Source organism: Brevundimonas sp. GW821-FHT10E09 (assembly GCF_058809375.1).
This window is the reverse complement of sequence record NZ_JBXASO010000006.1, coordinates 73396-86571: the sequence shown is the minus strand read 5'-3', so window position 1 is coordinate 86571 and position 13176 is coordinate 73396. Positions and strand designations below refer to the sequence as shown.

Genomic DNA, 13176 nt, shown 5'->3' with positions numbered 1-13176 from the left:
CGGGAGTCAGGCGGCCAGCGTGTGGGCGGGCGGCAGGGCGGCGCTCATCGCCTCGATCAGCATATGGATGTCCAGCGGCTTGGCGACGAAGCCGTCCAGACCGGCCTCACGGCCTTGTTCCCGCACCGACGCGGAGACGTCGCCGGACAACAGGATCAGGGGCGTGCGCCGGCCGGGCGTCTCTTCGGCGCGAATCCGGCGCGCGGCCTCGAAGCCGTCGCAGAGCGGCATGCGCAGGTCCAGCAGCACCAGATCATAGGCGCCCTCACGCCAGGCGGCCACGGCCTGGTCGCCGTTTTCGACCACCGTCAGCTCGACGCCCAGACTGGGCAGGATGGCGGACAGAACCTGGCGATTCACGGCGTTGTCGTCGGCCGCCAGGACGTGCAGGTCGGCCAGGCTTCTCGCGCTCTCGGGCTCGGTCGTGGCCGAACGCCCGCGTTGCAGCGGAAGCTCCAGGGTGAAGCAGGAGCCCTGACCGACCGCGCTGGTCACGGTGATGTCGCCCCCCATCATCCGCGCCAGCGAGCGCGAGATCGCCAGGCCCAGGCCGGTGCCGCCGTGCGTATGCGCGGTTTCGGCGCTGGCCTGCGCATAGGGTGAGAACAGGCGGCCCAGGGTGGCTTCATTCATGCCCATGCCGCTGTCACGCACGGCGATCCGAAGCAGGCCTGCGCTCGGGACGTCGACGGACAAGGCCACTTCGCCCTGATCGGTGAACTTCACGGCGTTCGAGATCAGATTGGCCAGGATCTGGCCGATCCGCACCTTGTCCCCGATCCAGTCGCCCGCCGCTTCGGGCGCGATGTCGATCCGCAGCGGCACGCCCTTCTTGCGCGCCGTCTCGCCGAAGGCGGTCTCCATGCGCGCGAGCAGACGCGTCAGGTCGAAATCGGCCTCCAGCAACTCCAGGCGTCCTGCCTCGATCTTCGACGCGTCCAGCAGATCGTTGAGCAGGGCCGTCAGGGTTTCTCCCGATTCAAGCGCGACCTCGAGCCGTTCCTTCTGGGTCGCCGCCATCGGCTCGGCCGCCATGGCCTGCAACATGCCCAGCATGCCGTTCAGCGGCGTGCGGATCTCGTGGCTGACGACGGCCAGGGTTCGCGTCTTGGCCTTGGCGAAGGCCACGGCTTCGCGTTCACGTCGCGCCGAGGCGCGGACGGCCCAAAGACCCAGGCTCGTCCCGAACCCCAGCGCCGCCAGGCCGACACCGCCGACGACGATCCGTGCGGTCGTATAGGCGCGATCACGCGCCTCCTCGCTTTCCTGGGCCGCCAAGGCCTCCTCCGCACGAAGATCGTCCAGCAATTGGCGCACCTCGCCCATCGCGACTCGACCACGCTCCGCCAGGGCGGGATCGGCGATCTGGCTTTGGGGGCGGGCCAGCTGAGGGCTTGCATAGACGGAACGCCAGCGGTTGAGCCCCTCACGCAGGGCGTCCAGTCGGGCTGTCTGCTGCGGACTGTCGCTCGACAGACGGTAGAGGGTCTGCAGTTCTTCGCTGAACTTCGCCTGGCCTGCAAAATAGGGTTCGAGCGCAGCCGGTTCGCCCCTGCTTTCTCCGTATCCCCTGATGCCGGTTTCCTGATCCAGGCTGGACGCCAGAAGATCGGCCGCCGCGGTTTCGACGACCCGGGTGTGGTGAACCGCGCGGTCTGCGGCCTCTATGGTGGACAGGTTCCCGAACACCACGACGATCATGGCGGCCATCATCGCCGTCATCGTCGCCATCATGGAGACTGCGGACAGCGCCGCCCTGGTCCTCATCAAGGCCAGGACACGTTTTGAAGCGGCGCGGATCGACATGGGAAACCGTGTTCTGGCGGGGCGATGAGTATTGGGTTCCCGCTCATGAACAGCGGGTTTCCAAGCTTGTCAGGAGGACTATCTACAGGCACAGCGGCCGCCCCAAGGAAAAGGACCGCCCATGACCGTCGTCCTCTACGGCATTCCCAACTGCGACACCGTCAAGAAGGCCCGCGTCTGGCTGGACCAGCACGGCGTCGAATATGTCTTTCATGACTACAAGAAGGCTGGCGTCGACCCGGTCCAACTGGGCCAGTGGATCGACGACCACGGCTGGGAGACGGTGTTGAATCGCGCCGGCACGACCTTCAGGAAACTGCCCGAGGCCGACCGGGCGGACATTGATCGGGACAAGGCCGTCGCCCTGATGACGGCCCAGCCCTCGATGATCAAGCGGCCGGTTCTGGATCTGGGGGACCGGCGCCTGGTCGGCTTCAAGCCCGAAGCCTACGCCGCCGTCTTTGAATAGGGGCGGGGGCCGTCAGTCTTCGACGTCGGTCGCCGGGCGGTCGTGTCCGTCGGCGCTTTCCGTGACCCAGCGGCCGTCGGAGGTTTCGTATTCGATGGCGGCGTTCTCGTCCGGCACCTTCTGTTCGCGCGCGGCCCGGACCGCAGCGGCCTTGGCGGCCTCGTGGGTGGCGAAGGTCTCGGAATAGGTGCCTCCGGACTGGTAGGCCCACCCGCCGTCGTGCTCGACGATGCGATAGGTGACGTGGGCCATGGGAATCTCCTTCAGGGGGTCAGGCCATGACGTTAGCCCGAACCCGTTGTCGCGTCATGGGCTTCGCTTCGCGACCTTACAAAGATTTCACGTCGGGCCGCGCATCCGTACGCGCATCCCACAGCCTCTTGTGATCAGAAGGCCGCCACATCAGGCTGTCGCATCGGATCAAGAGAGAGTTCATCATGGGCGCTACACCCGTCTTCATCGTCTTCATCGTCTTCACCGCGATCGTCGCCGTGATTGTCGGGCCATCGTTCCTGAAAAATCGGGAGCGCCGCGAGATGCAACTGACGGTAAGGCACGCGGTCGACAAGGGCCAGACCCTTCCGCCCGAGTTGATCGACGCCATGACCAAGGACGTGCAGAAAGGGCTGCCGTCGCGCAGCAAGGACATCCGCAAGGGCGTGCTCAGCCTGGCGAGCGGCGTGGGTATCGCCGGATTTGCGTTCACGGTCGGCGGGTTCACCAGTCAATGGGGCGGAAATGGCGAGGGGCCTCTGCTGGGTCTGGCCTGCATCCCCGTCGCTATCGGCATCGCCTTCATCATCCTGGGCTTGTTCAACCCGAACAAAGACTGACGTCCGCCGGAAGGGGGGAACGTCATGATCAAACCACTCAGAGATCTCCACGACGTCGAGCTGGCCGCCCAGGCGGCGGCCGGCGGACGGCGGGAGTATGGCGAACTGGTCCGTCGGCACGGGTCGGCGGTCCGGGGCCTGCTCCGCCGCATGGGCGCGGCGCCGTCCCTGGCCGACGACGTGGCCCAGGACGCCTTCCTGCAAGGCTTCCAGCGCTGCTCGGAGTTCCGGGGGCAGGGGACTTTCGCCGGTTGGATCAAGAAGATCGCCGCGCGCCTTTATCTGAAGCGCGTCGCGCGCGAGGCCCGCTATGTCGCGGAAGTCGAGGCGGACGAGGCCGACGTCGTGGTCGATCACGCCGGCTTCATGGACCTGGACGAAGCGATGAAGACGCTCAACGAAACCGAACGGGTCTGCGTCTCCCTGTGCCACGGCGCAGGAATGTCCCACCCCGAAATCGCGGCGGCCATGAATTTGCCGCTCGGCACGGTGAAGTCTCATGTCAAACGTGGTCTGGATAAACTCCGCGCCCGGCTTCAGCCGGCGCAGGCATCAGGCGGGAGGTCGACCCATGTCGGCTGATGAATTCGATCCGATGATCGAGCGGCTGTTCGCGCAGAGCCCGCGACTGGCCGACGAGGGCCTGTTTCTGGCGACCGTCCAGGCCAGTATGGAGAAACGGTCGCGCTGGCGCACCCTGGCCCTGACGGGGGCCGGCCTGGTCGGCGGCGTCCTGGCGGTGCGCGAGGGGGTGAATTTCAACTTCTCTGCAGACGGAGAGACGACTCTGACGCAGGGCGTGCGGACGGCGGCGGCGACGGCTCAGGGCGCGGCCCAATCTGGGCTGGAGGGCTTGGGTGTCGGATCGTTCGATCTGATGGACGGGTCGGGCATGATGGCCTTCTGGATCGTGGCTGGAGCCCTCGTCGCCGTGCTGGCGGCGGGCCTGGTGAAACTGTCTCAGGACGTGTGAGGGTGACTTGCGGGATCGCGGGGCTTATCTGACCCGACTTGAAGTCAGGAGCCTCTCGATGTCCGTTCACACCCAGGAGACGATCAAGCGCGTCTCCGTGCCTGATATCGCTGGCCGCAAGGGCGGCGAGCCCATCGTCTGCCTGACCGCCTATGACGCGCCGATGGCGGGCCTGCTGGATCCGCACTGCGATGTTCTGCTGGTCGGCGACAGCCTGGGCATGGCGGTGCATGGCCTGCCGAACACCGTGGGCGTGACGCTGGAGATGATGATCCTGCACGGCCAGGCGGTGGTGCGGGGATCGCGTCGGGCCCTGGTCGTCGTCGACATGCCCTTCGGCTCGTATGAGGGCGGCAAGGAAGCCGCCTATGACAACTGCGTGCGCGTCATGAAGGAAACCGGCGCCCAGGCGGTCAAGCTGGAGACCAGCGTCGAACTGGCCGAGATCGTCGCCTTCCTTGTCAAGCGCGGCATCCCGGTCATGGGTCATGTCGGGCTGCGTCCCCAGGCGATTCTGGCCGAGGGCGGTTTCAAGGCCAAGGGCCGCACCGATTTCGAGCGGGACCGTGTCATGGCGGAAGCCCGGGCCACGGCCGAGGCCGGCGCCTTCTGCATCGTCATCGAGGGCGTGGCCGAATCGCTGGCGCGCGAGATCACCGAGAGCATCGACGTCCCCACCATCGGCATCGGCGCCTCGGCCGCCTGCGACGGCCAGGTTCTGGTGGTCAACGACATGCTGGGACTGTTCGACTGGACCCCGAAATTCGTGCGCAAATACGCGGATCTGCGCACCGAGATCGACCGCGCGGCGGCCGCTTTCGCCAATGATGTGAAAACCCGCCGTTTTCCTGCCGAAGTCGAGACCTACTTCTCGAAAAAGCCGGCTTCGCAGTAACGGGCTACGTTGCGGCGGCAAGGGCGAACCTCTAGGGTCCGCGCCGGTTTGCTTTTAGCGATTTTGGGGCGACGTTTCAGTGGTTGATGTCTTCGAGCAGGTCGAGGAGGAGCTTCGCTCCGACCGGTACAAGCGCCTGGCCCGCACCTGGCTGCCCGTCGTGGGCGTCATTCTGGTGGTCGCCCTGGTCGCCGCCCTGGGCTGGTGGGGCTGGGACAGCCTGAATTCGAGCAAGGCCGCCAAGGGCGCCGAGGCCTATGATCGCGGCATGGAGGCCCTGCGCGCCGAAAAGCCCGCCGAGGCCCGTCTCGCCTTCGAGGAGACGGTCAAGGAAGGCAACGACGCCTACAAGGTCCTGGCCCTGCAGCAGCAGGCCGGCCTGGCCGTGACCGCCGACAAGATCCCTGACGCCGTCCGCCTGTTCGACCAGGCCGCCAAGACCTCCAGCGATCCGATCCTGTCGGACCCGGCGGCGTTCAAGGCGGCCCTGCTGATCATGGACACGGCGCCCTTGGCCGATATCGAGGCTCGCCTGACGCCCCTGGCCGAAGACAAGCGCCCGCTGCACGCCTTCGCCCAGGAAGCCCTGGCCCTGGCCCGCCTGCAACACGGCAAGACCAAGGAGGCCCGCGAGGCCTTCGTCCTGCTGCAACTGGGACAGGACGTGCCTGATGATGTTCGTCAGCGCGCCAACATTGCTGTCGCCACGATCGACGCCGGCACGGCGGGGGCGCTCAAGAGCATCGCCGATGCGGCCAAGAACGCGGCTCCGCCGGCCGCCGGCGCCGCCAATGCGCCCACTCCCATCGCCCCGGCCCAACAGTGACGACCCCCTACAGGACGCCCAAGATGAACCGAGTTCTGAAAGTCGCGCTGATCTGCGGCGTCGCCGCCACCATGGCCTCATGCGGCACGGTCAGCCGTAACCTGCCGTTCGGCCTGGGCAAGAAGGACGACGCCAAGGCGACCGCCTCGGCCGGCGAACGCATCTCGGTGCTCGAGTTCGAACAGCAGCTGGCGCCGTCGGCCGCCCTGTCCGGCCGCGACTACTTCCTGCCGGGACCCCAGGCCGCCACGGCCTGGACCCAGCCGGGCGGGACGTCGGAAAACCTGGTCGAACACGTCATCGCGGCCCCCAATTTCCAGATCGCCTGGAAGCGCAGCGTGGGCGAGGGCTCGGCCCGCGTCGGCAATGTCATGGCGCCCATCGTCGCCGCCGACGGCAAGATCTTCGTGCTGGACGGCGAATCGACCGTCTCGGCCGTCTCGGCCGACAGCGGCGACATCCTGTGGAAGGTCAACGTCAAGGACGCCGAGCGTGACCGCAGCGGCGGCTTCGGCGGCGGCGTCGCCTTCGCCGGCGGCAAGGTCTTCGTCTCGTCCGGCTATCGCTCGGTGACGGCCCTGGACGCCGCCACCGGCGCCGTGGTCTGGACCCAGCAGGTCGATTCCCCGATCCACGGCGCCCCGACGGTCGTCGGCGCCCACGTCTTCGTCGTCGATGTGGACAGCCAGCTGTTCGCCTTCGACGTCAACAGCGGCGCCCAGGACTGGACCTATCGCGGCATCGCCGAGCCGGCGCGCGTCATGCGCGCCTCCAGCCCGGCCGTGACCGGAAACACCGTCATCGCGCCGTTCTCGTCGGGCCAGCTGGTCGCGCTCAGCGCCCTGAACGGTCAGCCGCTGTGGGAACAGACCCTGTCGCGCACCAGCCGCACCAGCGCCCTGTCGGAAGTCCGCGACGTCGCCGGCCGCCCCGTCATCAGCCGGGGCATGGTATATGGCGTCAGCCATTCGGGCGTTCTTTCGGCCCTGGACCTGCGCTCGGGTCAGCCCAAGTGGCAGCTGCCGGTCACCGGCGTGAACGCCCCCCTGCCGGTGGGCGACGTGGTCTTCATCGTCTCCACCTCGGGCGAGCTGATCACCGCCAATCGCGACACGGGCCAGATCTACTGGACCCGCGAACTGAACGAGGGGCGCAAGCGCAAGGTCGGCGGGTTCCTCAACTTCGGCCGTCGGACCATCTATCCCCAATGGTCGGGTCCGTTGCTGGCTTCCAACCGCCTGGTGATGGTCAACTCCTACGGCGAGGCCGTGGCCTTTGATCCCAAGACGGGCGTCGCCCAGACGACGCTGAAACTGGGCGCCCCCGCCTATATCGCCCCCGCCGCCTACAACGGCGCCCTGTACGTGCTGACCGACAACGGCCAGCTGATCTGCATTCGCTGACTCTTCAGCCCGAATTAAGCTAGAAAGCCGAAATGGCTCTGAAGGTCGCGATTGTCGGCCGCCCCAATGTGGGCAAATCGACACTGTTCAACCGCCTCGTCGGCAAGCGCCTCGCGCTTGTCGATGATCGCCCCGGCGTGACCCGGGACCGGCGCTACGCCGACGGCAATATCGGCGACATGGATCTGACGCTGATCGATACGGCCGGCTACGAGGATGTCACCGACGACAGCCTGGAAGCCCGGATGCGCGAGCAGACCGAGGCCGCGCTGGAAGACGCCGAACTGGTCATGTTCATGATGGACGCCCGCGAAGGCGTCACCTCGCTGGACCGGATCTTCGCCGAGCGCCTGCGCAAGGTGCACAAGCCGATCATCCTGCTGGCCAACAAGTCCGAGAGCCGCGAGAGCGGCGGCGGCGTCGGCGAGGCGCACGCCCTGGGCTTCGGCGAACCCGTCGCCATCTCGGCCGAGCACGGCGAGGGCATGGCCGACCTGTACAAGGCCATCCGCACGGCGTCCGAAGACATCTTCATCGAAGAGATCGACGAGCCGGACAAGCCGATCCGCATCGCCGTGATCGGTCGTCCCAACGCCGGCAAGTCCACCCTGATCAACCGTCTGATCGGCGACGACCGCCTGCTGACCGGACCGGAAGCGGGCATCACCCGCGATTCCATCTCGGTCGACTGGACGTTCGAGGGCAAGAACATCCGGCTGGTCGATACGGCCGGCATGCGTCGCAAGGCGCGGGTGCAGGAGAAGCTGGAGAAGCTGTCGGTCGCCGACACCATCCGCGCCATCACCTTCGCCGAAGTCGTCATCCTGATGATGGACAAGGACGACGCCTTCGACACCCAGGACCTGCAGCTGGCGGACCTGGTCGAGCGCGAAGGCCGCGCCCTGGTCTATGTCGCGTCCAAATGGGATCTGGAAGACGAGCCCCAGGCCCGCATGGCCAAGCTGAAGGGCATGGCCGAGGACAAGCTGCCGCAACTGAAGGGCTCGCCCTTCGTGGCCCTGTCCTCGCACTCGGGCCGGGGCGTCGAACGCCTGATGCCGGCCGTGCTCCAGGCCTATGACACCTGGTCGGTCAAGGTGAAGACCAAGGACCTGAACACCTGGCTGTCCATGGCCACCCAGCGGCACCCGCCGCCCGCCGTGGACGGCAAGCGGATCAAGCCGAAATACATCGCCCAGACCAAGGCCCGTCCTCCCACCTTCGTGCTGATGGCCAACCGCGCCGAGTCGATGCCCGAGCATTACAAGCGCTATCTGGTCAACTCGATCCGCGAGAGCTTCGACCTGCCGGGCACGCCGATCCGGCTGAACGTCAAGTCCAGCGGCGTGAACCCCTATGCCGAGGGCGGCGCCAAGTCCGGGCCGGAACGCTACAAGGGCGACGCCAAGACCGCGCCGCGCCGGATCAAGAAGGCCGAGAAGGAAGAGGCCCTGTCCAAGCTGCCCGGCAAGGCGCTGGAGCAGAAGAAGACCCGCAAGGCCCAGCCCAAGGTCCTGGGCGGGCTGAAGTCCAGCGCGTCCAAGAAGGCCGGATCGTCGGTGGCGGTCCAGAAGGGCGCCCGCGGCGGCGCCCGCCAGGTCTCGCGCTCGGGCCGCATCCGCACCGGCCAAAAGGGCGGCGCCAAGAAGTGAGCCTGTGATGCAGGTCGCGCCCGTCCTTCCCGACCGGCCGACCTCGCGCTGGCTGATTCTGGACGGGCAGGGGCGGGTGCTGCTGTTCCGCTTCGTCTACGCCGATGGACCGATCGCGGGCACGGCCTTCTGGGCCACGCCCGGCGGCGGCTGCGAACCGGGCGAGACCTATGCCGACGCCGCGCGTCGCGAACTGTTCGAGGAAACCGGCCTTATCGTCGCTGATCCCGGGCCGGAAGTCGCCCGCCGCGTCGTCGATTTCCGCCTGCCCGACGGCCGCCTGTCCCACGTGGACCAGCGCTTCTTCCTGCTGCGCACCGAACCCTTCGACCCCTCGCCGACCGGCTGGACCGAGGAGGAACGTCGCGTCCTGATCGAGCATCGCTGGTGGACGACGGCCCAGATCACGGCGTCGGAAGATACGATCTGGCCGGACGATCTGCCCGAAATTCTATCGACGCTCTAACCATCCGTCCACAGCATTCGCGAGCGAGTTTCGCTTGCATTTAAACTTCTTGCCACGGCCTAAAAACCGGCGCTTGGATTTTCGCTCTACTGGAGCGATTTATGACAACCACCCCGATTTTCGATCTTCAAGCGGTTCAAAAGGTGCGCAAGGGCGCCGTCCTGATCGCCCTGCTGGCGCTGGTCGGCCTGACCATGGTGTCACAGTCCGCTTCCGGCCTGGACAGCCCCATGCACGAAGGGATCGAGGCCGTGGGTCTGGCCGCCATCGTCTTCGCCATTGTCGGTCGCGCCTGGTGTTCGCTCTATATCGGCGGGCGCAAGAAGGCCGAGATCGTGTCGCGCGGCCCGTATTCGATCAGCCGCAATCCGCTCTACATCTTCAGCTTCTTCGGCGCCTTCGGCATCGGCGCCCAGAGCGGCAGCCTGACCCTGGCGGTGCTGTTCACCCTCGCGTCCCTGGCGGTCTTCTATCTGACCGTTCGCCGCGAAGAGGCCTGGCTGGGCGCGACCTTCGGCGCCGCCTACGCCGCCTACAAGGCCCGCACGCCGCGCTTCCTGCCCAATTTCGCCCTGTGGCGTGACGAGGCCGAACTGTCGATCCGCCCGTCCTTCTTCCTGACCACCATCCGCGACGGCCTGGTCTTCCTTCTGGCCATCCCCCTGTTCGAAGCCATCGACCTGGCCCAGGCCGAAGGCTGGCTGAAGGTGCTGGCGCACCTGCCCTAGGCGGCTCGGATCCCGGCCAAACCCTCGACCGCCAGGGTCTCGCGCATCCGCGCCGCGTCCCGGCCGGGCGGCAGACCGAACTGGCGGGCGTATTCGCGGCTGAACTGGGACGGGCTGTCGTAGCCGACCGCGAAACCCGTCTCCGCCGCCCCGTCGGCGCCGCTCAGCAGGCGGGCGCGGGCTTGTTGCAGCCGCACCTGCTTTTGGAACTGCAACGGGCTCATGGTCGTCACCGTCCGGAAATGCCGGTGGAAGGTCGACCGGCTCATCCCGGCCAGGTCTGACAGGGCCTCCAGCCGCATCGGCTCGGCGTAGTGGGCGCGGATCCAGTTGATGGCGCGGCTGACGCCCGACAGGCGGCTTTCGGCCGAGCCGATCTGGCGCACCGTCGCGGCGTGGCGGCTGTGAAGCAGCCGCCACACCAGTTCCCGCTCGATCATCGGCGTCATCACCGCGATCTCGTGCGGCCGGTCCAGCAGACGCAGCAGGCGCGCCATCGGTTCCAGAAGTTCGTCCTCCAGCTGTGTCACATGGATGCCCGACGGCGGTGACGGGTCCGAGGCGGCGGGGGCGCCGATCTCCACCATCAGGCTGGCGATCGTCGCCGGGTTCAGGTCGAAGCTCAGGGCGCGGTACGGCGCTTCGATGATGCTGCCGCAGACCGGCAGTTCCGCCGACACCACCAGGCAGTCGCCGGCCCGATAGGAAAAGACGGTCTCGCCGAGGATCGTCTGTTTGCCGCCGGACACCACCAGGCACAGCATGGGTTCATAGCCGACCGACACCATCCGCGTCGGCGCGTCGCTGCCATACAGGCGCAGGCCCGGCACGGCCGAGCGCGACAGGTCGGGCGGCGCATGGCGCGCGACGATGGCGCTCATTTCGGGCAAGAGGCTCATGTCCATATCCAACGCCTGTGGTGGCGCCCGCGCAAGCGGCGGTGCGCGCTTTGACAGGATCGTGCAAGACTTCGCCTGGATCGCCCTAACGCCTGGAAGGCGAAGGCGCGTCTTCTCCGTCCCGTCAGACAGAGGAGACATCTCATGACCACCCCATCCCGGAAGACCTGGTTCGTCACCGGCGCCGCCCGCGGCCTGGGCGCCGCCATCGCCCGCGCCGCTCTGGACGCCGACGACCGGGTCGTCGTCGCCGGCCGCAACCGCGACGCCCTGGTCGAGGCCTTCGGTCCCGACAGCGACACGGTCCTGTCCGTGACGCTCGACGTCACCGACCCCGCCGCCATCGCCGCCGCCGTCGAGGGGACGGTCGCCCGCTTCGGCCGCATCGACGTCCTGGTCAACAACGCCGGCTACGGCCACCTCGGCCTGTTCGAGGAGACCCGGCCCCAGGACGCCCGGACCCAGTTCGACACCAATGTCTTCGGCCTGTTCGACATGACCCGCGCCGTCCTGCCGGTCATGCGGGCCCAGCGGTCGGGCCATGTGTTCAACATCTCGTCGATCGGCGGCCTGCGGGGCGGCGAGAGCGGTTCGATCTATTGCGCGTCCAAGTTCGCCGTCGAAGGCTTCACCGAGTCGGTCGCCGCCGAGGTCAGGCCGTTCGGCGTCCGCATGACCATCGTCGAGCCGGGCTTCTTCCGCACCGACTTCCTCGATGCGACCTCGGTCCGTTTCGCCGACAGTCCCATCGCCGACTACGCCGAGGTCTCGGCCGCCCTTCGCGCCTTCTATGAAGGGCGCAACCAGAACCAGGCCGGCGATCCGGCCAAGCTGGGCCAGGCCCTGGTGACCCTGGCGAATGCGGAAAACCCGCCCCTCCGCTGGTCGGCGGGCACGGACGCCGTCGCCGTGGTCGAGGGCAAGGCCGCCGACCTTCTCAGCGAACTCGACGCCTGGCGGTACCTGTCGGCCTCGACCGACGGAAGCTTCGCCTTCCGCGCGGAACCGGGGCTGGACACCGCCTGGAGCTGATCAGACCAGCGCCTCCGTCGTCGGCGCGTCCCGCCAGTCGCGGAACCGCACCGTCAGCGGCGGCGTCAGGTCGCCGCGCGCCAGCTCGACCATCAGCGGGCCGATCTCGGAGGGGTGGGGCAGGGTCTGCGGATCCTCGCCGGGGAAGGCCTGGGCGCGCATCGCCGTGCGCATCCGGCCGGGATCAACGATGCTGACGCGGATCGGGGTGCTCTCCACCTCGTCCGCCCAGGCCTTGACCAGGGCCTCGGCCCCGGCCTTGGTCGCGGCGTACATGCCCCAGAAGGCGCGCGGCGAGGTCGCGACGCTGGAGGTGAGGTGGATGGCCCGCCCGGCGTCAGAGGCCCGCAGCAGCGGCTCCAGCGAGCGGATCATCCGATAGACGGCGGTGAAATTGACCTTCTCGACCTTGGCGAATTCACGCGGGTCGGCATGGGCCACCGGCGTCAGGCCCGACGGCCCCATGGTGGCGGCGGCGTTGACCCAGACGTCCAGCTTCTTGAACCGTTCGAAGATGGCCCCGCCCAGTCGGTCGATCCCGCCGCCGTCGACCAGGTCGAACGGGACCAGGGTCGCGTGCTGGCCGGTGGCGGAGAAGACGGCGTCGTCCAGTTCCTCAAGCCCGCCCTGCGTCCGGGCTGTGACCACCACGTGGGCGCCGGCCTTCGCCAGGGCCAGGGCGCTCTCATAGCCTATGCCGCGCGAGGCCCCGACGACGAGGGCGATACGGTCTTTGAGGGGCAGGTCTGACATAGCCCTGCTTAGCCCGCGTGGGCGGCGGTCGCCAAGCGGGATCAGGCAGAAGGCGACCACAGGCTGATGCTGACGCCCTGATCGTCAACGACCACGACATTGCGTCCCGAGGGCATTCGGATGCGGCTCAGTTTCCGCCGGAGGCTGCCTGGGCGAGGCTGTATGACGCCGCAGCGGCGACCAAGATCATCAGCAACCCGACGCCCAGCCAAACCATAGACGGGACGCGAATGCTGCGCTTGCCGGGGAGTAGCTGCCCCGCGCCCAAGCCCGTCGTCAAACCAGCGAGGGTCCAAGGCGACAGGGCGGCTTGGTTTCCCGCCAGGATCAGGTTGAAGACGAAGAACACCCCGACAATCGCCAAAAGTCGGCCGCCAAATCTGATCAGGAAGAGCCTCCCCTCCTGCAACTGGCTAGTTTGAACAGGGTGGTGCGCCATCA

At 67.5% G+C, this 13176-nt stretch carries 17 protein-coding genes; 12 read left to right on the top strand and 5 right to left on the bottom strand.

All coding sequences use genetic code 11. The annotated features are described in order from the left end of the window. Positions 1-6 precede the first annotated feature (6 nt). A complete protein-coding gene (locus AC1RSI_RS07415; RefSeq protein ID WP_447941533.1) occupies positions 7-1710 on the bottom strand; it encodes an ATP-binding protein in 1704 nt (567 codons plus the stop codon). Between AC1RSI_RS07415 and AC1RSI_RS07410 the strand changes: the two genes are divergently transcribed. Together AC1RSI_RS07410 and AC1RSI_RS07405 are read left to right on the top strand one after the other, a co-directional pair. Continuing rightward, a complete protein-coding gene (locus tag AC1RSI_RS07410) occupies positions 1700-1834 on the top strand; it encodes a hypothetical protein (RefSeq protein WP_255343239.1) in 135 nt (44 codons plus the stop codon). The two genes, AC1RSI_RS07415 and AC1RSI_RS07410, sit on opposite strands and share 11 nt — an antisense overlap. Before the next feature lie 93 nt (positions 1835-1927). After that, positions 1928-2275, top strand: coding sequence for an ArsC family reductase (locus AC1RSI_RS07405; protein WP_008260879.1), 348 nt, complete (start codon positions 1928-1930; stop codon positions 2273-2275). 12 nt (positions 2276-2287) lie between these two features. On the opposite strand, the gene AC1RSI_RS07400 is transcribed toward AC1RSI_RS07405, so the two are convergent. After that, the gene (locus tag AC1RSI_RS07400) at positions 2288-2527 is read right to left on the bottom strand and encodes a DUF2188 domain-containing protein (RefSeq protein WP_008259809.1); all 240 of its coding nucleotides are present in this window, start codon (positions 2525-2527) and stop codon (positions 2288-2290) included. A 185-nt stretch (positions 2528-2712) separates the two neighbouring features. On the opposite strand from AC1RSI_RS07400, the gene AC1RSI_RS07395 reads away from it, so the two are divergent. The 9 genes from AC1RSI_RS07395 (at position 2713) to AC1RSI_RS07355 (ending at position 10051) form a co-directional block, all read left to right on the top strand. Then, entirely contained in the window at positions 2713-3108 is a 396-nt protein-coding gene (locus AC1RSI_RS07395) for a DUF6249 domain-containing protein (RefSeq protein WP_008264372.1), read from the top strand. A gap of 24 nt (positions 3109-3132) precedes the next feature. Beyond that, on the top strand, positions 3133-3690 hold the full coding sequence (locus tag AC1RSI_RS07390) for an RNA polymerase sigma factor (protein WP_008263098.1): 558 nt from the start codon (positions 3133-3135) through the stop codon (positions 3688-3690). After that, positions 3680-4081 (top strand): hypothetical protein, encoded by a 402-nt coding sequence (locus AC1RSI_RS07385; protein WP_035307401.1) that lies wholly within the window; start codon positions 3680-3682, stop codon positions 4079-4081. The genes AC1RSI_RS07390 and AC1RSI_RS07385 overlap by 11 nt, the downstream gene beginning before the upstream one ends. A gap of 58 nt (positions 4082-4139) precedes the next feature. Then, a complete protein-coding gene (gene panB / locus AC1RSI_RS07380) occupies positions 4140-4976 on the top strand; it encodes a 3-methyl-2-oxobutanoate hydroxymethyltransferase (RefSeq protein WP_035307403.1) in 837 nt (278 codons plus the stop codon). Positions 4977-5055: 79 nt separating this feature from the next. Beyond that, complete coding sequence (locus tag AC1RSI_RS07375) at positions 5056-5802, top strand: tetratricopeptide repeat protein (protein WP_154726146.1); 747 nt, start codon at positions 5056-5058, stop codon at positions 5800-5802. 23 nt (positions 5803-5825) lie between these two features. Continuing rightward, positions 5826-7205 (top strand): PQQ-binding-like beta-propeller repeat protein, encoded by a 1380-nt coding sequence (locus AC1RSI_RS07370; protein ID WP_035307407.1) that lies wholly within the window; start codon positions 5826-5828, stop codon positions 7203-7205. A 32-nt stretch (positions 7206-7237) separates the two neighbouring features. After that, on the top strand, positions 7238-8857 hold the full coding sequence (der, locus tag AC1RSI_RS07365) for a ribosome biogenesis GTPase Der (protein WP_008259997.1): 1620 nt from the start codon (positions 7238-7240) through the stop codon (positions 8855-8857). A gap of 7 nt (positions 8858-8864) precedes the next feature. Then, positions 8865-9323 (top strand): NUDIX hydrolase, encoded by a 459-nt coding sequence (locus tag AC1RSI_RS07360; RefSeq protein ID WP_154726147.1) that lies wholly within the window; start codon positions 8865-8867, stop codon positions 9321-9323. Positions 9324-9424: 101 nt separating this feature from the next. After that, a complete protein-coding gene (locus tag AC1RSI_RS07355; protein ID WP_154726148.1) occupies positions 9425-10051 on the top strand; it encodes a methyltransferase family protein in 627 nt (208 codons plus the stop codon). Here the strand turns inward: AC1RSI_RS07355 and AC1RSI_RS07350 are convergent. Further along, positions 10048-10950 (bottom strand): AraC family transcriptional regulator, encoded by a 903-nt coding sequence (locus AC1RSI_RS07350; protein ID WP_230307621.1) that lies wholly within the window; start codon positions 10948-10950, stop codon positions 10048-10050. The genes AC1RSI_RS07355 and AC1RSI_RS07350 overlap by 4 nt on opposite strands. A 144-nt stretch (positions 10951-11094) precedes the next feature. On the opposite strand from AC1RSI_RS07350, the gene AC1RSI_RS07345 reads away from it, so the two are divergent. Further along, positions 11095-11982, top strand: coding sequence for an oxidoreductase (locus tag AC1RSI_RS07345; protein WP_154726150.1), 888 nt, complete (start codon positions 11095-11097; stop codon positions 11980-11982). Here AC1RSI_RS07345 and AC1RSI_RS07340 read toward each other — a convergent pair whose 3' ends face one another. Continuing rightward, positions 11983-12735, bottom strand: coding sequence for an SDR family NAD(P)-dependent oxidoreductase (locus tag AC1RSI_RS07340; protein WP_154726151.1), 753 nt, complete (start codon positions 12733-12735; stop codon positions 11983-11985). 127 nt (positions 12736-12862) lie between these two features. Then, on the bottom strand, positions 12863-13174 hold the full coding sequence (locus AC1RSI_RS07335; protein ID WP_372704594.1) for a hypothetical protein: 312 nt from the start codon (positions 13172-13174) through the stop codon (positions 12863-12865). Positions 13175-13176: the final 2 nt, after the last annotated feature.